This window comes from Achromobacter sp. F4_2707 (genome assembly GCF_047501535.1).
GTDB lineage: Bacteria > Pseudomonadota > Gammaproteobacteria > Burkholderiales > Burkholderiaceae_B > Yanghanlia.
Genome location: NZ_JAZDRJ010000010.1, coordinates 61,348 through 85,037, shown reverse-complemented (window position 1 = coordinate 85,037; position 23,690 = coordinate 61,348). Strand labels below are relative to the sequence as shown.

General features: G+C 57.1%; 19 protein-coding genes. 12 read left to right on the top strand and 7 right to left on the bottom strand.

Annotated elements, in window-relative coordinates; all coding sequences use genetic code 11:
- The 11 genes from VRY85_RS11015 (at position 1) to VRY85_RS10965 (ending at position 13,409) form a co-directional block, all read left to right on the top strand.
- Positions 1-795 carry an ABC transporter ATP-binding protein gene (locus VRY85_RS11015; protein WP_414598645.1) on the top strand — a complete coding sequence of 265 codons (795 nt, stop codon included), beginning with the start codon at positions 1-3 and terminating at the stop codon, positions 793-795.
- Between the two features lie 70 nt (positions 796-865).
- Complete coding sequence (locus VRY85_RS11010; RefSeq protein WP_414598644.1) at positions 866-1,636, top strand: endonuclease/exonuclease/phosphatase family protein; 771 nt, start codon at positions 866-868, stop codon at positions 1,634-1,636.
- Positions 1,627-2,841 carry a cardiolipin synthase ClsB gene (gene clsB / locus VRY85_RS11005; RefSeq protein WP_414598643.1) on the top strand — a complete coding sequence of 405 codons (1,215 nt, stop codon included), beginning with the start codon at positions 1,627-1,629 and terminating at the stop codon, positions 2,839-2,841. Before VRY85_RS11010 ends, clsB begins: the two co-directional genes overlap by 10 nt.
- Positions 2,838-3,812 (top strand): lysylphosphatidylglycerol synthase domain-containing protein, encoded by a 975-nt coding sequence (locus VRY85_RS11000; protein WP_414598642.1) that lies wholly within the window; start codon positions 2,838-2,840, stop codon positions 3,810-3,812. The genes clsB and VRY85_RS11000 overlap by 4 nt, the downstream gene beginning before the upstream one ends.
- A 43-nt stretch (positions 3,813-3,855) precedes the next feature.
- Positions 3,856-4,440 (top strand): hypothetical protein, encoded by a 585-nt coding sequence (locus tag VRY85_RS10995; protein ID WP_414598641.1) that lies wholly within the window; start codon positions 3,856-3,858, stop codon positions 4,438-4,440.
- 194 nt (positions 4,441-4,634) lie between these two features.
- Positions 4,635-5,831, top strand: coding sequence for an efflux RND transporter periplasmic adaptor subunit (locus VRY85_RS10990; protein WP_414598640.1), 1,197 nt, complete (start codon positions 4,635-4,637; stop codon positions 5,829-5,831).
- A gap of 9 nt (positions 5,832-5,840) precedes the next feature.
- Complete coding sequence (locus VRY85_RS10985) at positions 5,841-9,032, top strand: multidrug efflux RND transporter permease subunit (protein ID WP_414598639.1); 3,192 nt, start codon at positions 5,841-5,843, stop codon at positions 9,030-9,032.
- A complete protein-coding gene (locus VRY85_RS10980; RefSeq protein WP_414598638.1) occupies positions 9,029-10,558 on the top strand; it encodes an efflux transporter outer membrane subunit in 1,530 nt (509 codons plus the stop codon). Before VRY85_RS10985 ends, VRY85_RS10980 begins: the two co-directional genes overlap by 4 nt.
- A 68-nt stretch (positions 10,559-10,626) precedes the next feature.
- The gene (locus VRY85_RS10975; protein ID WP_414598637.1) at positions 10,627-11,367 is read left to right on the top strand and encodes a pyridoxine 5'-phosphate synthase; all 741 of its coding nucleotides are present in this window, start codon (positions 10,627-10,629) and stop codon (positions 11,365-11,367) included.
- A gap of 84 nt (positions 11,368-11,451) precedes the next feature.
- Positions 11,452-12,024 (top strand): nitroreductase, encoded by a 573-nt coding sequence (locus tag VRY85_RS10970; protein WP_414598636.1) that lies wholly within the window; start codon positions 11,452-11,454, stop codon positions 12,022-12,024.
- Positions 12,021-13,409 carry a dihydrolipoyl dehydrogenase gene (locus VRY85_RS10965; RefSeq protein ID WP_414598635.1) on the top strand — a complete coding sequence of 463 codons (1,389 nt, stop codon included), beginning with the start codon at positions 12,021-12,023 and terminating at the stop codon, positions 13,407-13,409. Before VRY85_RS10970 ends, VRY85_RS10965 begins: the two co-directional genes overlap by 4 nt.
- On the opposite strand, the gene VRY85_RS10960 is transcribed toward VRY85_RS10965, so the two are convergent.
- The 7 genes from VRY85_RS10960 to VRY85_RS10930 form a co-directional block, all read right to left on the bottom strand.
- On the bottom strand, positions 13,377-13,505 hold the full coding sequence (locus VRY85_RS10960) for a hypothetical protein (protein ID WP_414598634.1): 129 nt from the start codon (positions 13,503-13,505) through the stop codon (positions 13,377-13,379). The genes VRY85_RS10965 and VRY85_RS10960 overlap by 33 nt on opposite strands.
- 68 nt (positions 13,506-13,573) lie before the next feature.
- Positions 13,574-14,449 (bottom strand): glutathione-dependent disulfide-bond oxidoreductase, encoded by an 876-nt coding sequence (gene yghU / locus VRY85_RS10955; protein WP_414598633.1) that lies wholly within the window; start codon positions 14,447-14,449, stop codon positions 13,574-13,576.
- A 100-nt stretch (positions 14,450-14,549) separates the two neighbouring features.
- Positions 14,550-15,266: an SCO family protein gene (locus VRY85_RS10950; RefSeq protein ID WP_414598632.1), complete on the bottom strand. Its 717-nt coding sequence runs from the start codon at positions 15,264-15,266 to the stop codon at positions 14,550-14,552.
- A gap of 45 nt (positions 15,267-15,311) precedes the next feature.
- The gene (locus tag VRY85_RS10945; protein WP_414598631.1) at positions 15,312-17,390 is read right to left on the bottom strand and encodes a M3 family metallopeptidase; all 2,079 of its coding nucleotides are present in this window, start codon (positions 17,388-17,390) and stop codon (positions 15,312-15,314) included.
- 27 nt (positions 17,391-17,417) lie between these two features.
- On the bottom strand, positions 17,418-18,290 hold the full coding sequence (folD, locus tag VRY85_RS10940) for a bifunctional methylenetetrahydrofolate dehydrogenase/methenyltetrahydrofolate cyclohydrolase FolD (RefSeq protein WP_414598630.1): 873 nt from the start codon (positions 18,288-18,290) through the stop codon (positions 17,418-17,420).
- Entirely contained in the window at positions 18,287-18,913 is a 627-nt protein-coding gene (locus VRY85_RS10935; protein ID WP_414598629.1) for a response regulator transcription factor, read from the bottom strand. The genes folD and VRY85_RS10935 overlap by 4 nt, the downstream gene beginning before the upstream one ends.
- Entirely contained in the window at positions 18,910-20,667 is a 1,758-nt protein-coding gene (locus VRY85_RS10930) for a PAS domain S-box protein (RefSeq protein WP_414598628.1), read from the bottom strand. Before VRY85_RS10930 ends, VRY85_RS10935 begins: the two co-directional genes overlap by 4 nt.
- A gap of 309 nt (positions 20,668-20,976) precedes the next feature.
- Between VRY85_RS10930 and aceE the strand changes: the two genes are divergently transcribed.
- Positions 20,977-23,685 carry a pyruvate dehydrogenase (acetyl-transferring), homodimeric type gene (gene aceE / locus VRY85_RS10925; RefSeq protein ID WP_414598627.1) on the top strand — a complete coding sequence of 903 codons (2,709 nt, stop codon included), beginning with the start codon at positions 20,977-20,979 and terminating at the stop codon, positions 23,683-23,685.
- The last annotated feature ends 5 nt before the right edge of the window (positions 23,686-23,690 follow it).

Sequence of the window (23,690 nt, the reverse complement as noted above, 5' to 3'; positions counted from 1 at the left end):
ATGTTAAATGCCAAGGATCTCCACATTACTTTCAACGCCGGCACGCCGATCGAAACTCGTGCCTTGCGGGGCATGTCGGTGCATATTCCCGAAGGCCAGTTTGTCACAGTAATCGGTTCCAACGGGGCGGGTAAGTCTACGCTCTTGAACGCTGTATCGGGCGATATTCCGGTGGATGAAGGCAGTATTCTCATCAACGGCAATGACGTCACCCGCCAACCGGTGTGGGAACGCGCCAATCAGGTGGCACGCGTATTTCAGGACCCGATGGCGGGAACATGTGAAGACCTCACAATCGAGGAAAACATGGCGCTGGCTCATGCCAGGGGGCAGAGGCGCGGGTTGGGCAAAGCCGTGAAGGCCTCCATGCGTGAAGATTTTCGCGCACGTCTGGCGACTCTGGGGCTGGGGCTGGAAAACCGGTTGACTGACCGCATCGGCTTGTTATCGGGTGGCCAGCGACAGGCCGTCAGCCTGCTGATGGCTGCACTTCAGCCTTCCCGTATCTTGCTTCTGGATGAACATACAGCGGCTCTTGACCCACGTACTGCCGATTTCGTCTTGAAGCAGACGGTGCGTATCGTTGAGGAAAACCAGCTCACCACCATGATGGTGACACACAGCATGCGCCAGGCATTGGATGTCGGCGAGCGCACCGTCATGCTGCATCAGGGCAAAGTGGTGCTTGATGTGGCGGGAGAGCAGCGCCGTGGCATGCAGGTGGAAGATCTGCTGCATATGTTTGAGCGGGTGCGGGGTGAAGAGCTTGCGGATGATGCTTTGCTACTAAGCTAAAGAGCCGTATTTCAAGGGGCGGCATGACAATTGCTGAAGCATGCGATGTCATCGCTTTGGCAGACCATGCATGCATACGGACGCCCCTCAGGATACTTTGCGAATTTTGACGGTGAATACCCATAAGGGTTTCACCGTTTTCAATCGGCGCTTCATCTTGAACGAGCTGCGTGACGCGATCCGCTCCACACACGCAGATATTGTTTTTTTGCAGGAGGTGCTGGGTGAGCATCACCGTCACGCTCGCCGCCTAGCGCGTTGGCCGACCCTCAGCCATTACGAGTTTCTAGCCGACACAATCTGGCCGGAATTCGCATATGGCCGTAATGCGGTCTATCCCCATGGCCATCATGGCAATGCTTTACTGTCCAAGTTTCCCATCGCCACCTACGACAATATTGACGTATCGGTTGGGAATCATGAGCGCCGCGGTTTATTGCATTGTGTGCTTAGGCCGCCTCGCCTAGAGACGGACCTGCATGCGATATGTGTGCATCTTGGGCTGCGAGAAGGGCACCGCTCCCCCCAACTTGATCGCTTGTGCGCATTCATCAAAGAGAAGATTCCGCCTAGGGCGCCGCTATTCGTGGCGGGCGATTTCAATGACTGGCTTCAAAGAGGGCAGCGACGCTTGGGCCGCTGTGCGGGCCTGAAGGAGATTCACTACGAACGACATGGACGCTTGCCACGCACGTTTCCGGCGAGTTTCCCCCTGTTTCGGCTGGATCGAATTTATGTTCGTAATGTAGAGAGTTATCAGCCGGTCAAACTCTCCAGACACCCTTGGGCCAAGCTGTCAGACCACGCACCCTTGGCGGCGGAGGTATCGCTATGCCGGTGAAATGGACCGAAGGCAATGCGTTTGAACTCTTGGAAAATGGCGAGGAATTCTTTCCCGCTGTTTTTGACGCGATCGCTGCGGCTCGCAGCAGCGTCATTATTGAGACATTCATTATTTTCGATGACCTTGTTGGCCAGGAGCTGGCGCAAGCCCTTATTAATGCTGCCCAGCGAGGTGTGCATGTAGAAGTTACGGTAGACGGCTACGGCACGGCCGACTTGCCCGACGCCTACGTGAACGAGTTAGTGCAAGCGGGCGTACGCCTGCATTTTTTCGACCTTAAACCGCGCCGTTTCGGGCTAAGAACTAATCTTTTCAGGCGGTTGCACCGAAAAATAGTGCTCATTGATAGTGAGCTTGCCTTCGTGGGCGGTATTAACTTTTCTGTTGATCATCTCATTAAAAGCGGCCCGTTGGCTAAACAGGATTATGCCGTCAAGATCACTGGCCCGATAGTGGCTGATATTGAACGGGATACCTTGCGTCTGTTGGAGGCGGCTCAGAAAAAAAGCTCACTATGGAAACGATTGCGCTGGCGTCGCCGGCCTCCGAGTGCACAGCCTGGTGGGATAGTTGCGGCCTGGGTGATACGCGACAACGATGAGCACACCAACGATATTGAGCGCCATTACCGGCACGCGATACGTGCCGCACAGCGTGAAATCACCTTAGCGAACGCGTATTTCTTTCCCGGTTATTCGCTTCTGCGTGATTTGCGTCGCGCGGCTAAGCGAGGTGTGAAGGTCAGGCTGATCCTGCAAGGAGAGCCTGACATGCGGTGGGCGCAGTTTGCAGCAACGATGCTCTATGACTATTTGCTCTCCGGCGGGGTGCAGATCTACGAATATTGTGAACGCCCATTCCACGGCAAAGTGGCGACGGTGGATGGGCAGTGGGCAACAGTCGGCTCCAGCAATCTCGACCCGCTAAGTCTGGCACTGAATATTGAGGGCAATGTCATTATCCGTGACGCTGCGTTCTCCGCATGCCTCCAAGAGCGCCTTGACTGTTTGCTGGAGTCACAATGTCGGCCGGTGGAAAGAGGTAGCCGCCCACGCAGACGAATTCAAAGAATGCTCGTGGGCGTGTTCGTTTTTCATTTTTTACGCCGCTTTCCAGCATGGGCCAACAAGTTTCCCGCTAAACAACCGCAATTGACCACACTCGAAGGCGATCTGGAAGACCTTCAGAAGGGCGAGTCATGAGGGCCCTCACTACCGCTCGCCGCTGGTTCGGGCGTCATAAAGCGAAGTTGAAGCGGGTGGCCACCGGCGTATTTGTGTGTTTCATCATTGCGCTGCTAATAAGAGTCGGGCTGACGATTGAGTGGAGCGAAGTGATGCAGGCCATACTAGAGACACCACGCTCGTCGTTATGGATGGCAGTTCCTTTGGTGGCTGCGAGTTACGTGCTCTACAGTTGTTTTGATTTATTGGGGCGCAGGTATGTAGGCCATGATGTTGCCTGGTGGCGAACCATGTTGGTGGCTTTTATCAGCTACGCGTTCACCATGAACTTTAGCGCTGCAGTCGGTGGGCTGGCGTTGCGCCTGCGTCTGTATGGCAAACATGGGCTGGACCCAGGGCAAATCATGCGCATCATGGGCCTGAGCATCACCACCAACTGGATGGGCTATTGCTTATTGGCCGGGGGGATATTCGCGGCAGGAGCCGTTCAACCACCGTCTGACTGGGAGATCAGCACCGGCCCTTTGCGAGTGATTGGAGTGCTGATGGTTTTTGTGGCGGTGGGCTATCTGGCACTGTGCGCCTTTTCCACTCGCCGCAGCTGGACAGTGCGCGACCATAAGATTGTCCTTCCGGAAGCTCGTATCGCTGTTCTGCAATTGGTGCTTGCCATGATGAATTGGTCCGTGATGGGATGGGTGGTATATACCGTGATGCCAGGGGACATTGGTTACGCCGCCATTCTAGGCACCTTGCTGATCGGATCGATTGTCGGCGCGGTTGCCCATATTCCGGGCGGCCTTGGGGTGACAGAATATGTTTTCATCACCATGCTCGCGCCAGAAGTTCCTCGCCATCAAGTCCTGGGAGCGATTCTTGTTTATCGGGCGCTTTACTATCTGGCTCCCGTGCTGCTGGCTGGCATTTGTTATCTCATCCTTGAGACGCGCTCTTCATCAACGATGTCGCGCGGCACGAAGATTGCCTGAGTGATGAGTTGCGCGACCTCCACCCTTGGCAAGGAGTTTTGAGATGGCACTTATTGTTGCAGCCCGATTTTCAACTTTTGACGCGGCAGGCAAGGCGGCTCAACGCTTAATGGATGCCGGGTTGCCCGAAGAAACCCTGCACGTCTTCTACGTGAATCCGCCAGGGGAGCACGATAACTATCCAATCGGGGGCGATCAGGCGGTGGACCCGGGTACACGCGGCGCACCCCGCAAGGCGCTGGGTACAGCGGCCGTTCTGGGTGCCCTTGGCGCAGTGGCGGGCGGCGTCTTGGTCGCCACAGTCACGGACTCTTTCATTCCCATTATTGCGGGTACAGGCGTCGGGGCATACATCGGCTCGTTGGCCGGTGCGATGCGCGGCATGGACAGGCGGCGGCACAGCGTCGCACAGCCTCATGGTGTTGAAAAAAACGGCGAAGGGCGGCCGGCAGGGGTACTTTTGGCAGTAAATACCACCGGCGAGCGGGCCGCTGAAATTGCATCGATGCTGGTGGAGTCGGGCGGGCGCGAGGTGGAGCGTGCGCATGGGCGCTGGAAGAACGGACAATGGGAAGATTTTGACCCCCTGGAAGCGCCCATACCTCAGAATATCGACTCGCGATCATGAGGCCGGAACCGCGGCAAACCCTTTCAAGCCATCTTTCATGCGGCGGCGTAACATTTTCGCTTTATACTGCTCCTTTTTCCGTGTGTGCTGCGGTAGCGTGTGCTGCGTGCAGAAATGGTTTTCCTCAACCTTAGTGGGTTGGAAACATAGGGGGGTGTATGTCCTTGCTCGGCCTGTCATACAGACAGATAATTATGGCCTTGTCCGTGATCGCAACAGGAACACTGGCTGCGTGCGGCGATCAGCCGGCCCAGCAGAACATGGCAGGCATGAAGGTGCCGGTCAGCGTTGTGACGGTCGAACCGACACCAACAGAAGTCTATGCGCAACTGCCCGGGCGGGTGGAAGCAATCAAAGATGCGCAGATACGGGCTCGAGTAACCGGCATCGTCAAGGAAATCAACTTCGACCAGGGCAGCGAGGTCAAGGAAGGCCAGCCGTTATTCACGATAGACCCGGCCCCTTATGAGGCGGATCTGGCCAGGGCACGTGCTGATCTACAACGTGCGCAGGCTGATGCAGGCAGCGCCCGCTTATTGGCTGAACGCTACACAAAACTAATTCAATCTAACGCTGTCAGCCGTCAGGAATACGATAACGCGATGGCTGCGGCCAAACAGGCCAACGCCGCCATCGCTGCGGCACAGGCAGCCGTGCAGACGGCCGAGATTAATCTTGGGTATACCCGCGTGGATTCACCGATTGATGGCCGCATTGGCAAATCCTTGGTGACGGAAGGCGCGCTGGTCAGCGCCCAGAATGCCACTCAGATGGCAGTGGTTCAGCAGCTGAGCCGAGTCTATGTGGACATCACGCGTTCAACAACAGAATTATTCATGTTGCGCAAAGCCTTGCAGGAAGGTATTCTGAAGCAAAATGGTGATGGCCGCGTTGCGGTTCAAGTGCTGCTTGAAGATGGCTCTATTTACCCGCATGAAGGAACATTGCTGTTCTCAGGTGTTGCGGTCGATCCATCCACCGGGCAGGTCACCTTACGCGCCGAGTTCGACAACCCAGACGAAATTCTTCTGCCTGGAATGTATGTTCGGGTCCGAGTGCAGCAGGGCACTGACGAAGATGCGTTGCTGGTGCCCATGCAGGCTATCCAGCGGACACCCGATGGTCTCAACACGCTGATGGTGGTGCGTGATGGGGTGGTTAACCCCGTGGCCGTGGCCGTGGGGCCTGAAATAGGCGGTAATGCCTTGATCTACAAAGGCCTGGCGCCGGGTGATGTCGTAGTGGTCGAAGGTTTCCAGAAAATCCGTCCGGGGGCTCCGGTGCAGCCCATGCCCTGGCAGCCCGGCGGCCAGCCAAAAGCAGGTGCGCAGGGCGCAGGCCCTGCCGGTGATGGCGCAGAACAGTCCGCCGATACGACTTCGCAGGGTTGAGGAGCGCACATGCCGTTGTTCTTCATTGAGCGTCCGATTTTCGCCTGGGTTGTCGCCCTGGGCATTGTTTTGGCGGGCTTGTTAGCGCTTCCCAACATGCCGGTCGCGCAATACCCGGATGTTGCACCGCCCACCATCAATATTCGTGCTACGTATCCAGGCGCTTCAGCCCAGGATGTCTCCACTTCTGTCGCCAGTGTGATCGAAAACGAGCTGAATGGGGCCAAGGGGCTGCTGTATTACGAGTCTGTCAGTGATTCCAACGGGCAGATGGAGCTGAACGTAACCTTTGAGCCGGGCACTGACCCGGACATGGCGCAGGTGGACGTGCAGAACCGCATGTCGAATGTCACCTCATCGCTGCCTTCAGCAGTGGTGCAGCAAGGCCTGAAGGTTTCGCAGGTGAATACGGGCTTTTTGCTGGTTGTGACTATGTCATCGACCGACGGCTCAGTCAGTTCACAGGCTCTGGCAGATTACATCACGCGTAATCTGCAAAACCCATTATCCCGTGTTGAAGGGGTGGGGCGCTTCCAGCTGTTTGAGTCGCCCCGAGCCATGCGTATTTGGGTGGACCCCGACAAACTGGTGGGCTTTAACCTCAGCATGGCACAAGTCAATGCTGCGATTTCAGCGCAGAACCGTCTGGTTCCCGGGGGCGTGCTCGGCGCTCCGCCCAACCCGGACAGCCAGCGTACGTCCGCACCCATTGTTGTCAATGGCGAGCTGGCGACCGTTGAAGAATTCAGCAATATTATTCTGAGATCCAATCTGGATGGCTCGACGGTAAAGCTATCCGATGTGGCTCGTATTGAAGTGGGCTCCGATAACTACATGTTCGGCGCTCGCCTGAATGGTAAGCCCACCGCCGCCTTTGCGATTTCCCTGACGCCCGAGGCGAATGCCTTGTCTACCGCGAAAGGGGTGAAGGCAAAGATGGAAGAGCTTGCGGCGCTCTTCCCGGAAAACATCACTTACGCCATTCCTTACGACACATCGCCGTATGTGTCGCTATCCATTGAGCAGGTCTTGTACACCCTTATCGAGGCCATGCTCTTGGTGTTTGTGGTGATGTACTTGTTCCTGCAGAACGTCCGCTACACCATTATTCCTGCGCTGGTCGTTCCCGTTGCCATGCTTGGCGCATTCGCCGTCATGCACGCGCTAGGCATGTCGGTCAACGTGCTCACCATGTTTGCCATGGTGCTGGCCATTGGTATTCTCGTCGACGATGCCATTGTGGTGGTTGAAAACGTTGAGCGCATCATGGTGGAAGAAGGTTTGCCGCCTCGCGAAGCGACCCATAAAGCCATGCCGCAAATTTCCGGCGCTATTGTGGGGATCACGCTGGTGCTGTCGGCGGTCTTCTTGCCGCTGGCCTTTATGAGTGGGTCGGTTGGAGTCATCTACCGGCAGTTCGCGGTGGCCATGGCCGTGTCCATCATGTTCTCCGGCTTTTTGGCGCTGTCGTTTACCCCCGCCTTGTGCGCATCTTTCCTCAAACCGATTCCAAAAGGCCATCACGAATCCAAGCGCGGCTTTTTCGGGGCTTTCAACCGCGTTTTCGACCGCATTACCAAGCGGTATGAGTCTTGGGTCGCGCGCAGCCTGAAGCGGGGCGGGCGGATGATGCTGCTGTTTCTTATGATGGTGGTGCTGCTAGGTTGGATGTACTTCCGCCTGCCGACCGGCTTTTTGCCGGAAGAAGATCAGGGTTATGTCATTGCCAATATTGAGCTGCCTGCAGGGGCCACGGCCAACCGCACGGTTGAAGTGATCGAGAAAGTCGAGAAATTCTTCAGCCAGCAGCCTCAAGTGGAGAACATCATCACGGTGCAAGGCTTCAGCTTTAACGGCAACGGCTTGAACTCCGCGATTGCCTTTGTACCGCTAAAAGACTTTTCTGAACGACCGGGCTACGAGAACTCTGCTCAGGCCTTGTCGGCCAAGGCGGTGCAGAACCTGCTTTTTGGTATTCCAGACGCCATGGTGTTTTCCATCGTGCCGCCGGCTATTTCCGCTTTAGGCAATGCTTCGGGCTTTGATATGCGGCTTGAAGACCGAGGCGCCATGGGGCACGATGCCCTAATGCAGGCCACCCAGGAGTTGTTGGCCAAGGCAAATGCCAGCCCCATCCTGGATGGCGTTCGCCTGACTGGGTTATCGGCGGGTTCACAGCTGGAAATTACCATTGACCGCGATAAAGCGGCCGCCTTGGGCGTGGATTTCTCCGAAGCGGCTACGCTGATCAGCACGGCGCTGGGTTCGTCTTTTGTTGGGAAGTTCACCAACCAGGGTTGGGTGCAGAACGTGTGGGTGCAGGCCGAACAGGAGCACCGCATGTCCACGGAGCAAATCCTGAACCTGAACGCCATGAACAACCAGGGCGGCATGGTGCCGCTGTCGTCGTTTGTGACACTGGAATGGGCGCCGGGCGCGACCCAAATCGTGCGCTACAACAGCTATGAAGCCACCCGTATCGGCGGTAATCCTGCTCCCGGCTATACATCGGGTCAGGCCATGGCTGAAATGGAACGCCTGGTGAGCGAACTGCCGGAAGGCTATTTCGCCGACTGGACGGGCTTGTCCTATCAGGAAATTCAGGCGGGTAACCAGACGGCCATTCTGCTTGGCCTGGCGGTGCTGGTCGTGTTCATGATTCTGGCCGCTCTCTACGAGAGCTGGGCGATTCCCTTGTCCGTTATGCTGGCTGTGCCGTTGGGCATGTTGGGCGCAGTCCTCATGGTGGCGGGCGTCGGCTTGGCCAACGATGTTTACTTCCAGGTGGGGATGGTGACGGTGATTGGCTTGTCGGCCAAGAACGCCATTCTGATTGTGGAGTTCGCCAAAGACTCCTACGCAGCAGGTGCAAACCTGTTGGACGCTACAGTTGAAGCGGCGCGACTGCGCTTCCGTCCGATTCTCATGACATCCTTCGCGTTTATTCTTGGGGTGGTGCCGCTGGCCATGGCGACAGGTGCTGGCGCAGCAAGTCAGAACGCAGTGGGTTTCGGCGTGCTAGGCGGTATGCTGGCAGCTACCCCTCTGGCCGTTCTGTTCGTGCCGACCTTCTTCGTCGTTATCTTGTCCATTTTCAAGACACGCTCCAAATTGCTGGGCGCTCAGCCTGCGCATGTCCCTGTTGCGGAAACCGCTGCGGGTGGGCACGCTTCGCAGCCTACTGATAAGAACACACCATGATTGTTGACTCCTTTCCTGCAAAAGTCCTGACTCAGCCGTGCGGGCGACTGTTTACCGTCGCGCCCGTTCAGCGATTCCACCGCAAGGCGCTCCCGGTGCTTCTCGCTGTGACTTTGGCGGGTTGTTCGCTGGCGCCTGAATATGAGCGTCCGGTTGCACCTGTTCCTGCCGTGTTCCCCTATGCGGGCGCGATGAGCGGCGAAGAAGTCGGCGCCCAGTATGCAGCCGACCTCGGCTGGCAGGAGTTTTTCTCCGATGCGCGGCTGCGAGAACTGATCGGCTTGGCACTGGAAAACAACCGTGACATGCGTATTGCTCTGGCCCGGGTAGAAGAGGCCAGGGCGCAGTACGGTATTGCCGACAGCGATCGTCTGCCCACTTTCGGAGTAGGAGGCAATGCACAGATTACACGCAACCCGGAAGACATGCGCATGGGCGGGCCGCAAAGCCCCAGTGTGACACGTGCCTACATGGCAGGTGTTGCCATGACTACGTTCGAGCTGGATTTTTTCGGTCGCATCCGCAATCTCAGTGAAGCTGCGCGACAGCAATTTCTGGCAACGGCTGAAGCACAACGCACCGTGCATATCAATCTGGTCAGCCAGGTGGCCGAAGCGTATTTCCAACTACGCATGGCGCAGCAGTTACAGGCGCTGATGGAAAAGACCTTGGAGTCCCGCCAAGCCACTTATCGTTTGGTGCAGGCGCGCTACGATATCGGTGTGGCGTCTGCACTTGACCTTCAGCAGGCGAAGGGGCAGGTTGAAACGGTGCGCGCCGATCAGCAGGCCACTAAGCGGATGGAGGCACAGGCCTTGAATGCGCTGCAATTGCTGGTGGGAACGCCGATTCCTGACGACCTGCCGCCCCCAGCAGTATTCGGGCGCGATCAGGTGTTGGCTTCAATTCCTGTCGGTTTGCCGTCCGATCTGCTCATCAGGAGGCCGGACATCATCGGCGCCGAACACGCCCTTATGGGCGCCAACGCCAATATCGGCGCTGCGCGGGCAGCTTTCTTCCCCAACATCTCGATTACAGGCATGTTGGGCTTTGCCAGCCCTCAATTGGGCGGCCTGTTCTCCAGTGGCAACCGCTACTGGCAGTATGCACCTCAGATCCAGATACCGATCTTCAACAGCGGCATAGCGGGCGGGCTTGATCTTGCAGAAGCACGCAAGAATATCGCTGTGGCTGAATACGAGAAAACCATTCAGGGAGCGTTCCGTGAAGTGGCTGATGCCTTGGCGGGCGAAGCGACTTACTGGGATCAGTTGGAAGCCATGCGTGCCCTTGAAGCCACCGCTGCGGAAGCTTTGCGGCTGGCCAATCTGCGCTACGAAACCGGCGTGGACAGCTTCCTTCAGGTTCAGAACGCAGAGGTAAACCTCTACGGCGTGCAGCAGGCCTTCCTGCAGGTGGGTATGGAATCACTGCTCAACCGTGTAGCGCTGTATAAAGCGCTGGGCGGAGGCTGGCTGGAAAACTCCGCTGACCGTATTCCGCCCGTCGACCCCCAGGAAAAATAGCCGCCGCAACGGCCTTGCCTGCTGAAAACCTCCAAAAAGCCCATAATAGGAGTTTTGGAGGTTTTATCATGATAGAACTGGGCGTGAATATTGATCACGTCGCTACTCTGCGGCAGCAGCGTCATACGACATACCCTGACCCTGTGGAAGCCGCCCGCCGGGCGGAAGAGGCTGGTGCTGATCTCATCACCTTGCACCTGCGCGAAGATCGACGCCACATTCAGGATGCCGATCTCGATGCCATCAAACCCGTATTGCGTACTCGCATGAATCTGGAGTGCGCCATTACGCCGGCTATGTTGGAGATCGCCTGCCGCTTGCGGCCGGAAGATGTCTGCCTGGTACCTGAACGTCGTGAAGAACTGACGACGGAAGGGGGGCTGGACGTCGTTAGCCATTTCGATTCCGTTCGCAATGCCGTTTCTCGCCTGCACGATGCCGGCATCCGCGTATCGCTGTTTATCGACCCCGAAGAACAGCAACTTGAAGCCGCCCAACGTGCCGGCGCCACAGTGGTTGAATTGCATACCGGCGCGTACGCACAGGCTGACAACAACGAAACCGTCCAGGCAGCCGAGCTGGAACGTTTGCGCAAGGGCGTGGCACACGGTGTTTCCTTAGGTTTTCGTGTGAATGCCGGCCATGGCCTGCATTACACCAATGTGCAGGCGATTGCCGCCCTCCACGGTATCGCTGAACTCAATATCGGTCATGCCATTGTGGCGCGGGCTGTTTTTGATGGCTGGGAAAAAGCCATTCGCGACATGAAGGCGGAAATGATCATCGCCCGGCAAAACGCTTCGTGTTGATCGCGTCGCGTTGCGCTTTGGTCTCGGCTCAGGCGCAGGCGACGTACGCCTTGTTACACGACCTCAAGTTCACCTGGAAAGAATATGTCTGAAAACGCTTTGCAGTTCTTGCTCAATCGTCAATCCGTTAAGTTTGTTAAGGCGCCTGGCCCCAATGAACAGCAGTTGGACCTCATATTGCGGGCTGCCATGTCGGCGCCTGATCACGGCAAGTTGCGCCCCTGGCGTTTCTCCTTGATACGCCAGGAAGTGATGCAGGAGTTTGTCGATAAGCTGTTTGCCACCGCTCAAGCGTCTGACAAGCCGATTCCAGCCCAGAAAGAAGAGAATGCCCGTCGTTGGTTGAAGGATGTCCCGCTGCTGATCGCCATGGCCAGCCATCTTGATCATAGTGTCACGAAAATTCCCGAGCATGAGCGTCTGCTGGCCGTGGGCGCCGCAGCAATGAATATGCTGAACGCCGCCCACATGTTGGGGTTCGGAGCCTTCTGGAGCACCGGCTTGGGCACGTATATTGATGAAGTCAATGAAATGCTCGGTTTCGACCCGCTCGACTACCGTTTCATGGGTTTTCTGGCTATCGGCACGCCGATTGACGATGTCTTTCCCATCACCCGTCCTGATTACCAGCAGTTTGTGAAGGAGTATCGACCATGAAGACGCTCAAGGTCGATGTAGCCATCATTGGTTCAGGCACGGCAGGCCTGGCGGCCCGGCGTGTTGCGAGCAGGGCGGGCGCCAGCACAGTCATGATAGAGGACGGCCCTTACGGCACAACCTGCGCACGCGTGGGTTGCATGCCGTCCAAACTACTGATTGCCGCCGCCGATGCGGCTTATACAGCAGCTCATGCAGCCCCGTTTGGGGTCCATATTGACGGCGTGAGGGTGGATGGCCGTGAAGTCATGGAGCGTGTGCGGCGCGAGCGAGACCGTTTCGTGGACTTCGTACTGCGCGATGTAGAACGCATCCCCGAAGAAGAAAAACTGCGCGGGCGCGCCCGTTTTCTATCGGATACGGTTTTGCAGGTGGATGACCATACACAAGTGCAAGCGCGCAGTGTGATCATAGCCACGGGTACGCGGCCAAACATTCCACCCCAATATCAGCCCCTGGCTGATCGCGCCATCGTCAACGACGATGTATTCAACTGGGAAGAGCTCCCGGAAAGCGTCGCAGTGGTCGGTGCAGGGGTGATCGGCTTGGAGTTAGGCCAGGCGCTCAGCCGTCTGGGGGTGCGTACCCGCATTTTGCAACGCAGTAAGCACCTGGGTGGGTTACGCGACCCCGAGGTTTTTGAAAGTGCTGTCGCTGCCTTCCAACAGGAACTGGATCTCTGCTTAGAAGCCGCCATATTGGGTGTGCGCAGGGTGGGAAATGAGGCGGAAATCCGCTATCAGGTGCCCGGAACTCCGGAAGTGACCGAACGCTTTGATTACGTGCTACTCGCCGCAGGGCGGGTGCCCAATCTCGACGATATGGGCCTTGAGAACACCAGCATTGCTTTAGATGACAGGGGCCGTCCTCTTTTTGATGCGGCAACCTTGCAAATCGGCGACACACCAATTTTCATCGCAGGCGATGTCAATGGCGTGTTGCCTCTGCTGCACGAGGCCGCCGATGATGGCCGCATCGCCGGCGCCAATGCGGCGGGCTACCCTGCCAACGTCACACCAGGCAGCCGTCGGGCGCCACTCTCCATTGTGTTTTCCGACCCCCAACTGGCCGCTGTGGGTTTGCGCTTTAACGAATTGCCGGAAGACGTCGCCATCGGTGAAGTTGATTTTTCCAACCAGGGCCGTTCGCGCATCATGCTGAAAAATCGCGGCAAGCTGCGGGTATATGCCGAACGTGGCAGTGGCTTATTCTTGGGCGCAGAAATGGCCGGCCCGGCCATGGAGCATATCAGCCACCTGCTGGCTTGGGCCGCCCAGCAGAAGCTGACGGTTGATCAGATGCTTGCCATGCCTTTCTACCACCCAGTGGTGGAAGAGGGTGTACGCACCGCTCTACAGAACCTGGCCAAAGCGTTGGCCAACTAAGCGGGGTTTAGATTGGGCCAGCCCTTCCATAGCCGTGACCATTTCGTCGCCCCAGGGGCCGGAGTAGGGGAAATCAACCTGCAGAATATAGCTCATGCTAGAACCTGAAAGTAGCCAAAAACACAGGCGCTGAAAGGTGTACAGCGCCTGCTTGGAAGTGGTGTTTATTCAGCCGCTTTGCGACGCGCTTCCAAAACGGCGTCGATGTCTGCCGCCTGATGCCTGGAGTGCAGTTGATGCTCGGGTTCGCCGGTTACGCTGTTGACAATAATGCCACGCTGCACGGCCGGGCGGGCGGAGATTTCATCCACCCAGCGCCGCACATGGGTATAGCTTTCCGCATTGAGGAATTCAGCAGCGCCGTAGACGGTGTTATTCATCAACCCGCCGAACCAGGGCCAGGACGCCATATCGGCAATGCTGTATTCATCGCCAGCGAGATAAGGGGCTTGCGCCAGCCGCTGGTCCAGAACATCCAGCAGCCGTTTAGTTTCCATGGTGTAACGGTTGATGGGGTATTCCTGCTTGAAGGGCGCGTAGGCATAGAAATGGCCAAAACCGCCGCCGACGAAAGGCGCTGAACCTTGTAGCCAGAACAGCCAATTGAGGGCTTCGGTACGTCCAGCAAAGTCGCTGGGTAGAAAGTGCCCGAATTTGTCAGCCAAATACAGCAAGATAGCGCCGGATTCAAACACGCGCTGCGGAGTGGCGGCGCTGTAATCGATGAGAGCGGGAATCTTGGAGTTAGGGTTGATAGCGACAAAGCCGCTGGAAAACTGCTCTTGATCCATGATGCGGATCAGGTGGGCGTCGTATTCGGCTTCCATTACCCCTGCAGCCAACAGTTCTTCCAACATAATGGTGACTTTCTGGCCGTTCGGTGTCGCTAATGAATAAAGCTGCAAGACGTGCTTGCCGCGCGGCAGATCAGCCTCGAAGCGCGCCCCGGCTTCAGGACGATTAATGTTGGAAAACCGGCCGTTACTTTCTTGCGGCGCGCTCCAGACTTTCGGGGGCTGGTATTCAGTTGATTGAGTCATGACACCTCTGTTGTTCAAGCTGTCGGGGGGCGACGCCTGGCCGCCCCGGAATGTCCACCTGCTCGAAGTTTTTCTGATAGGCCTGAGACAGGCCGTTTTTTCAGGAAAGCAGGTCGCGTACGGCGGCGGTGAGCTTTTCTACCGATTCGCCGTCTGATGCCAGCATACGGGCTTTACCGCGCTGGTCAAAAATATAAATGCCGCGGCTGTGGGCGACTTCGTAATCGTTAATATCGTCACTGCGCGGTTTCTCGATCTGGTAGGCCACGCGGTAGCGCCGCGCCAGCCGGGATATCTGCCGCTCCGTGCCAGTCAGGCCGATGGCATGCGTGCTGAAGGCATCCACATAGGCTTGCAGAATCTCCGGGGTATCGCGATGCGGGTCAACACTGACAAACACAATGCGTACTTGCTCGGCTTCCACACCGAGATTCACCATGACTTGCGATAACTGCGCCATGGTGGTGGGGCAGATATCGGGGCAACTGGCATAGCCGAAAAACATCAAGACGATTTTGCCGTCGAAGTCTTTCTCTGTAACGGTTCTATCGCCCGCAGCGACGAGCTCAAAGTTCAGATCCGGCAGAAAACCGCGTATAGGGTGAATCGTGGAATCCGCGCCTGCCGCATGGCGGGCTGTTTCACCCTGAGCGGAGCCGGGGAGTGTGTTTGGGTCGATTGCCTGCGCATAAGTGGGAGCGTTGGGCACGGCTGCAGCCGCAATGACCAGCCCTGCTGTCAGGCCGGGCAAGGCGAACCGGCGCAGCCAGCCCGCCAGTGCGGACGGGCATAGGAGAGTCTTAGTGTTGAGATTCATTGCAACTCCAGAAAATGTCGCCAGACCGCGCAGCCTCGGGACATATCAATGCAGGGCGATTTCTTCGTCCATACCGCTATGGCGTAGCAGCGCCTCCAGCGAGGGCTCACGGCCACGAAACGCTTTAAAGGATTCTGCTGCCGGGCGCGTGCCGCCCACGGCCAGAATCTCTTCCAGAAAACGGCGCCCTGTGGCCGCGTCCAGAGTATCGCGGGTGCCATCGCCGGCAACTTCGACAGCCTCTTCAAAAGCGGCATACGCGTCGGCTGAAAGCACTTCTGCCCATTTATAACTGTAGTACCCGGCCCCGTAGCCCCCGGCAAACAAGTGTGAGAAGTTGTGCGGAAAGCGGTGCCAGGAGGGCGGCAACAGTACGGCAACTTCTTGGCGCACTTCGTCAAGTGTGGCCAGGACTTCAGTAATTGACAAGCCGCTGTTACGGTGGTGAATCAGCATATCGAACAGCGCGAATTCAACCTGCCGCAGCATCTGCATGCCGCTTTGGTAATTTTTCGCGGCCAGCATCTTGTCATACAGTGAGCGTGGCAGGGGTTCTCCAGTATCTACATGGGCGCTCAATGACTGTATGACCGTCCATTCCCAGCAAAAGTTCTCCATAAACTGAGATGGCAGCTCAATGGCATCCCATTCAACGCTGGCAAACGGTGAAGCGGCCGGGTCATCAACTTGGGAAAGCAGGGCGTGCAAGGCATGGCCGCTTTCGTGGAATAGCGTGATGACATCGTCGTGGGTCAGCAGGCTGGGGCGCTCGCCTTGAGGCGCAGAGAAGTTGCAGGTCAGGTAGACCACGGGTGTCTGCAGCCTGCTTGCGCTGCGGCGTCGAGCGCGTTCGCTATCCACCCATGCGCCGCTTTGCTTGCCTTGGCGGGCGTAGAGGTCAAGGTAGAGCGTACCCAGGGATTCGCCTTGTTCATTGCGCACATCACACACACGGACGTCTTCATGCCAGACGGAGGCATCTATATTGTGAAGGCTGACACCAAACAAGCGGCCAACCACTTCAAACAAGCCATTCAGAACCCGTTCTTCGGTGAAATACTGACGTACGTCTTCTTCGGAATAGGCGTAGCGTGCTTCACGCAGGCGTTCTGAGACAAACGCGACGTCCCAAGGCTGCATGTCTGCAATACCCAAGTGCTCCTGTGCGAAGGCCTGAAGTTCTGCAAGATCGCGTTGGCCATGAGGTTTGGCGCGGGCAGCCAGCTTGCGCAGGAATTCCAGCACTTGTGCCGGCGAGTCGGCCATGCGGGTTTCCAGTCGCATGTCGGCAAAGCTGTCAAAGCCCAACAATGCCGCCTCTTCAGCCCGCAAAGCCAGCAATTGTTCGATATTGCCGGAGTTATCGTAGCGCGTGTCGCCCTGCTCGGACGCGATGGTGGCATAGCCCCGGTACAGTTGTTGGCGCACGGAGCGGTCACGCGCATGCTGCATAACCGGCAGATAGCAGGGCATTTTCAGGGTCAGCTTCCAGCCTTCTCGGCCGCTGTCTGCCGCCGCTGTACGCGCGGCCGCCACGACATCGGCGGGGATGCCTTCCAGTTTCGTCTCGTCGGTAATCAGTAATTCCCACTGATCTACAGCGTCTAGCGTGTTTTCCGAGAACTTCTGCGATACCTGCGCGGCGAGGTCGGAAATTTCCGTATAGCGTGTGCGGGCTTCGCCTTCGAGCTCAACCCCACTCAGGCGAAAGTCTCGCAAAGCAAGCTCAACAATGCGCTGTCGAGCAGGGGGCAGCTTAGCAAAGTCAGCTGAGTCGCGCAGACGCCGGTACTGGCCGTAGAGCCCCTGGTGCAGGCCCACCCATGTGGAATAGGCCGTAATGGCAGGCAGGCACGCGTTATAGGCGCTGCGAATCTCCGGTGTATTCAGAACCCCGTTAAGATGTCCAGCCACAGACCAGGCGCGCCATAACCGCTCGGACGCATCTTCGAGTGGATCGACTATGGTTTGCCAAGATGGCGGTTCGGAAGAGACTGCCACGAGCTCGACCGCTGCACGCGCCTCGTCAATGAGAGCGGGAATAGCGGCTTCGATATGCTCGGGGCGGATCGCCGCGTAGTCGATAAGCGAAGAAATGGGAGCCAGCAAGGGGTTATCGGACATACTTTTCTTGGGAATCTTAAATCTGGGTTAGAGAGAGGCCTGGTGTTGACGGGCGGCGCTGCGCTCCGCGGCTTCCAGGGTGTTGACCAGCAGCATGGCAATCGTCATGGGGCCAACGCCACCCGGGACGGGAGTAATAGCGGCTGCAACCTTGCGCGCCTCTTCAAATTCGACGTCACCCACCAAACGGCCGTCTTCCAGCCGATTAATGCCTACGTCGATCACCACCGCGCCTGGCTTGACCATGTCTCCGGTCACCATACCCGGTTTGCCGGTAGCGACCACCAGAATATCGGCCCGCCGTGTTTGAGCAGCCAAGTCGCGCGTTTTGGAGTTGCACAGGGTGACAGTGGCACCTGCTGCTAACAGCAACAAGGCCATGGGCTTTCCAACAATATTGCTGGCGCCCACAACGACGGCTTCAGCGCCGCGAATTTCCACATTCTCGGATTCCAGCATGCGCATCACACCGTAAGGCGTGCAAGGGCGGAACAGCGGCTTGCCTGTCATGAGGAGGCCGGCGTTATTCACGTGAAAACCGTCGACGTCTTTTTCGGCAGAAATCGCCTCGATCACCTTGGCGGCATTCATATGTCCGGGCAGGGGAAGCTGCACCAGAATGCCATGAATGGCAGGGTCTTCGTTGAGTTGCTGAATCATGTCCAGCAGTTCCGCTTCGGTGCTGTCTTGGCCCATGCGGATAACACGCGACAGCAGCCCCGCTTTCTCGCACGCTGCGGCTTTGTTACGTACATAGACTTGCGAGGCGGGGTCTTCGCCCACGAGAACGACGGCCAGGCCGGGTTGAATATTTTGCGCGCTCAGCGCTTTGACGCGTTCGGCGACTTCGGCGCGCACCGTGTCCGACAGTGCCTTGCCATCAATAATGCGAGCTGTCATGCTGCTCCTTCGGGGTGGGTAAGGGCGATCTTCATGAGATCGGCCACAGTAGTGACTTCAAGTTTTTCCATAATGTTGGCGCGGTGCGCCTCGACCGTTTTAATGCTGATATTCAAATCGCCGGCAATTTGCTTGTTAAGGCGGCCGGCCACGATGCGTTCCAGCACTTGCTGTTCGCGGGCGGTCAGTCGACTAAGCACCGCCTGCTGGTCTCGCTTAGCGCGCGCTTGGGTGACTCGTTCGTTGGCGTCTTCCAGCATGCGCGCTACGATTTGGCGCAGTTCGGCTTCATTGAAAGGCTTTTCAAGAAAATCGACGGCTCCCTTCTTCATGGTGGAAACTGCCATCGGCACATCACCATGACCCGTAATAAAGACGATGGGCAGGGGCGCCTCGCGGGCAATGAGAACTTCCTGAAGTTCCAGGCCGCTCATTCCGGGCATCCGCACATCCACAATGAGTACGCCAACTTGATCGGGGTCGTAAGCATGCAAGAATTCTTCTGCGCCACTGAAGCTTTTAACGCGATAGCCATTCGCCTCCAGCAGCCAGCGTAGAGAGTCGCGTACTGCCTCGTCATCGTCGACAATAAAAATCGTGCCAGTTGCTTGGGGGGGTGTCATGCACTTTGCTCCTGAAGTTCTTCTTGTGTTCCTGAGGTGCCTTGCGGTGCGCAAGGCAGGGTAAAGCGAAATATCGTGCCGCCCTCCGGGTTCTCTTCAGCCCAGAGTCGGCCATGATGAGACTCTATGATGGTACGGCAGATGTTCAGACCCATGCCCAGGCCCTCCGATTTGGTACTGTAGAACGGTTCGAACAGGCGTTCGGGATTATCCAGCCCGTGCCCACGGTCAATAACGGCGATTTCCAGCATGGATGCCCGCTGCGTGACATTGACATGCAGAATGTGGTAGTCGCTTCTTTCCATCGACTCCACGCCGTTTTTCAAAAGGTTTAATAATACCTGCTCGATCAAAATCGGGTCGGCCAGGACGTCTGGCATGGGGTCTGGAAGCTGCTGCTGGATTTCGATTTGCCGCTTGCGAGCGTCGATTTCCGCGAAAGCGACGGCGTTATCTAATATGCCTTGCACATTGACATATTGCCGCCGTGGTTCGCTGCGCTTCACGAATTCGCGGATGCGGCTAATGATTTTACCGGCACGTTCCGCTTGGGCTGCCGATTTTTCCAGCGCCTCCAACAGCCTGTCGGTATTGGTACTGTCTGCCTTCAGCATGGCAACAGCCGCCATGTTGTAGTTGGCGATAGCCGTAAGCGGCTGGTTAAGTTCATGGGCCAGCGATGAAGCCATTTCTCCCATGGTAGTCAGGCGGCTGGTGAGCTGGACTTTTTCCTGCTGACGCTGGGAAGCCTCTTCATGCATGCGGCGTTCGGTAATGTCGCGCGCCACTTGCAGTCGTACGCGGCGGCCGTCCGTCCAGGCCAGAATGCGATGGTGAACCTCAAACCAACGCTGCGCCGAATCCGAATAGATTTCTACCGTTTCATCAGTGAAACGGCCAAGTCGCCCGCCAAGCAATTCTGCGTGCCCGCTGGACTGGGCACCAAAAAACCGCCGGTAGGTGCGGTTGGCAAACAGCAGCTCCAAGCCTTCTGTGGTGTCTGCCACCACGGAAATCGCGTCATCCAGGCCTTCCAGAACGGTCATGAAACGCTCGTGCGCGGCAGTCAACGCTTCGCGGATCCGTTTGGGTTCGGTGATATCGGTCATGGAAGTCATCCAGCCGATCTGTTCGCCGTTGGGGTCACGTAGAGGCGACACATACAGACGGGCGGTAAAGCGCGAGCCGTCACGCCGCTGGGCCTCGACTTCCAGGCCTGAACTAGGGGTTCGGCCAGAAAGCAGCAAGTCCAGCGTTTCGCGGTGTTGGGCATGACGCCCCGGTATCCAATAGGGGAAGGGGGCGGTACGACCAATCAGGTCGGCTTCGTTCCAGCCTATCATGCGGCAAAAAGCCGGGTTGACGTAGGCAATGCGCCCTTGCATGTCAAAGACCCGCATGCCGGTGGACATGGAGTTTTCCATGGCGCGACGAAACCCGGTCTCGGCAATAAGAGCAGCTTCTGCCTGAGTGCGGAAGCGGGTATAACGCCACAAGGCCAGCAGGTTGAGAACAATCACAAATGACAGCGCGACAATAATCATCATCAAGCGCTGTTGGCGGGTTTCCTGATCAATCGTCACAAACATGACGCTGTCATGGTGCAGGCGCTGCAGCCATATAAATGCACCCATGACGCACAAATACAGGATCAGAACAATGACCGGCGTCAGCCAGTACAGGCCCCGGCGCGGATGATGAGCCTGGTCGTAGAACGTAGTAGGAATCAGGGTTTTTTTTGAGTGACTAGCCATGGAACCAAGCCGGAAAACGCACGCAGTATCAATTGTAGTCTGTGGCAGAGGCGGGCGGTGTTTAGAGGACTTTACCGGCTCCAGAATGGCCGAAAATGGCCAACCTATTTCATATTACGAAATAGATTCCCATAAAATGAAATATAGCTTGCCGATGGCGCACCTTCTACATAGAATGGACGAGAGTCGCGGCTTGGCATCACTCTTGCCTGGCAGGCAGGCGCCTTATGTTGTCTCTGCCTGGAGACCAGGTCGGTTCCTTCCGCATCCATTGGGCATCGAACAATTGAATCAACAGGAGACCCCCGCATGTCCTCTCTTGCACACGCACAGTCTTCGGCCACGGAGGTCGATGATGCACTCCTTGAAGAACAAGAATGGCTGGAAGCGCTCGAAGCGGTGCTCGACCGTGAAGGTCCGGAACGCGCGCATCACCTGCTTGAACGGCTGATCGACCTTGCCCGGCGCTCCGGCGCATATATTCCGTTCTCAGCGAATACCGCCTATGTGAACACGATTCCTCCCGGCCTTGAGCCTCCACACCCCGGCAACCTGGTTCTGGAAGAGCGTCTGCGCTCCTACGTGCGCTGGAACGCCATGGCCATGGTGGTGAAAGCCAATGGCAAGCACCCGGCCGACGGCGGCGATCTCGGCGGTCATATTGCTTCTTTTGCTTCGCTGGCAACGATGATCGGCTGCGGCCAAAACCATTTCTGGCACGCTGAAACCGAAGACCACGGCGGTGATTTGGTGTACTTCCAAGGTCACTCGTCGCCCGGCATCTATGGTCGCGCCTACCTTGAGGGCCGCATTACTGAAGAACAGCTCGATCATTTCCGCCAGGAAGTCGACGGTAAAGGCCTGTCTTCTTACCCGCACCCTAAGTTGATGCCGGAGTTCTGGCAGTTCCCCACGGTTTCCATGGGGCTTGGGCCGCTGATGGCCATTTATCAGGCCCGTTTTCTTAAGTACCTGCATGCGCGTGGCATTGCCGACACCAGTAAACGTAAGGTCTGGGTGTTTTGTGGCGACGGCGAAATGGATGAGCCCGAATCCCTGGGCGCCATCAGCCTGGCTTCGCGCGAAAAACTCGACAACCTGATTTTTGTCATCAACTGCAACCTGCAGAGGCTGGATGGCCCGGTGCGCGGTAACGGCAAAATCATTCAAGAACTTGAAGGCGACTTCCGTGGTTCAGGTTGGAACGTTATTAAACTGATCTGGGGCGGGTATTGGGATCCTCTCTTGCAGCGCGATAAGGAAGGCATTCTGCGCCGCATTATGGAAGAGTCCGTCGACGGCGAATACCAGGCCTACAAGGCCCACGACGGTGCTTATGTGCGTGAACACTTTTTCGGCAAGCACCCCAAGCTGCTGGAAATGGTCAGCCGCATGAGCGATGAAGACGTCTGGCGTCTGAACCGTGGGGGGCACGACCCCTACAAGGTATATGCCGCCTTCAATGCAGCGGCGAATCATGAAGGACAGCCGACCGTCATCCTGGCTAAAACCATTAAGGGTTATGGCATGGGGCATGTGGGTCAGGCCAAAAACCCCACCCACCAGCAGAAAAAACTCGATATGGATGCCGTGCGCGAATTCCGCGACCGCTTCAATATCCCGATTCCCGACGACAAGCTGGAAGAGCTGCCGTATTTCAAGCCGGCGGAAGACTCTCCGGAAATGAAGTACCTGCACGAGCGCCGTAAAGCGCTGGGCGGGTATCTGCCCAAACGACGCCCCAAGGCGGATGAACACCTGCCGGTTCCCGGCCTGGAAATTTTCAAGCCGGTGTTGGAGCCCACGGCAGAAGGGCGCGAAATCTCCACCACACAGGCGTTTGTGCGCATTCTGAACCAAGTCCTGCGCGACAAGCAGCTGGGCCCGCGCGTTGTGCCCATCTTGGCGGACGAATCCCGCACGTTTGGTATGGAAGGCCTGTTCCGCCAAATTGGTATCTATTCTCCGGAAGGGCAGAAGTACACGCCGGTCGATAAAGACCAGGTCATGTACTACCGCGAAACCGAAAACGGTCAGCTGCTGCAAGAAGGTATTAATGAGGCCGGGGCGTTCAGCTCCTGGATTGCGGCGTCGACGTCATACTCGACGAACAACCGCATCATGATTCCCTTCTTCATCTACTACTCGATGTTCGGTTTCCAGCGCGTGGGCGACTTGGCCTGGGCCGCTGGCGACATGCAGGCGCGTGGCTTCCTGCTGGGTGGCACCGCTGGCCGTACCACGTTGAACGGGGAAGGGCTGCAACACCAAGACGGCCACAGCCACGTGATGTCTGGCCTGATTCCGAACTGCGTTTCCTACGACCCGACTTTTGCTTATGAGCTGGCTGTCATTATTCACGATGGCCTCAAGCGCATGGTGGAAAACCAGGACAACGTTTTCTACTACATCACGGTCATGAACGAGAACTATGCGCACCCCGGCATCAAGGAAGGCGACGAGGAAGGCATTATTCGCGGCATGTATCGCTTGCGGGAAGGCGGGGAATCCAAACAGCGCGTGCAATTGCTGGGCTCGGGCACGATTTTGCGTGAAGTGATTGAGGCTCAAAAGCTGCTGGAGCAAGACTGGGGCGTTGCAGCCGATGTCTGGAGCGTGACCAGCTTTACCGAGCTTCGGCGCGAAGGCCTGGATTGCGAACGACACAACCTGTTGCACCCTGAAGAGCCGAATCAACGTGTGCCTTACGTGACTCAGCAGCTTGAGCGTTCGACCGGCCCCATTGTGGCCTCTACCGACTACGTCAAATCCTATGCCGATCAAATTCGCCAATTCATTCCCAAAGGGCGTGAATACCGCGTATTGGGAACCGACGGCTATGGCCGTTCCGATTTCCGCTACAAGCTGCGTGAACACTTTGAAGTCGATCGCCACTTTGTGGTGCTGGCTGCCTTGCGCAGCTTGGCCGACGAAGGCTCCATCCCGTTGTCCAAGGTGAGCGAGGCCATCAAAAAATACGGCATCAATCCGGACAAAGCGAATCCGCACTACGCCTGAGGGGA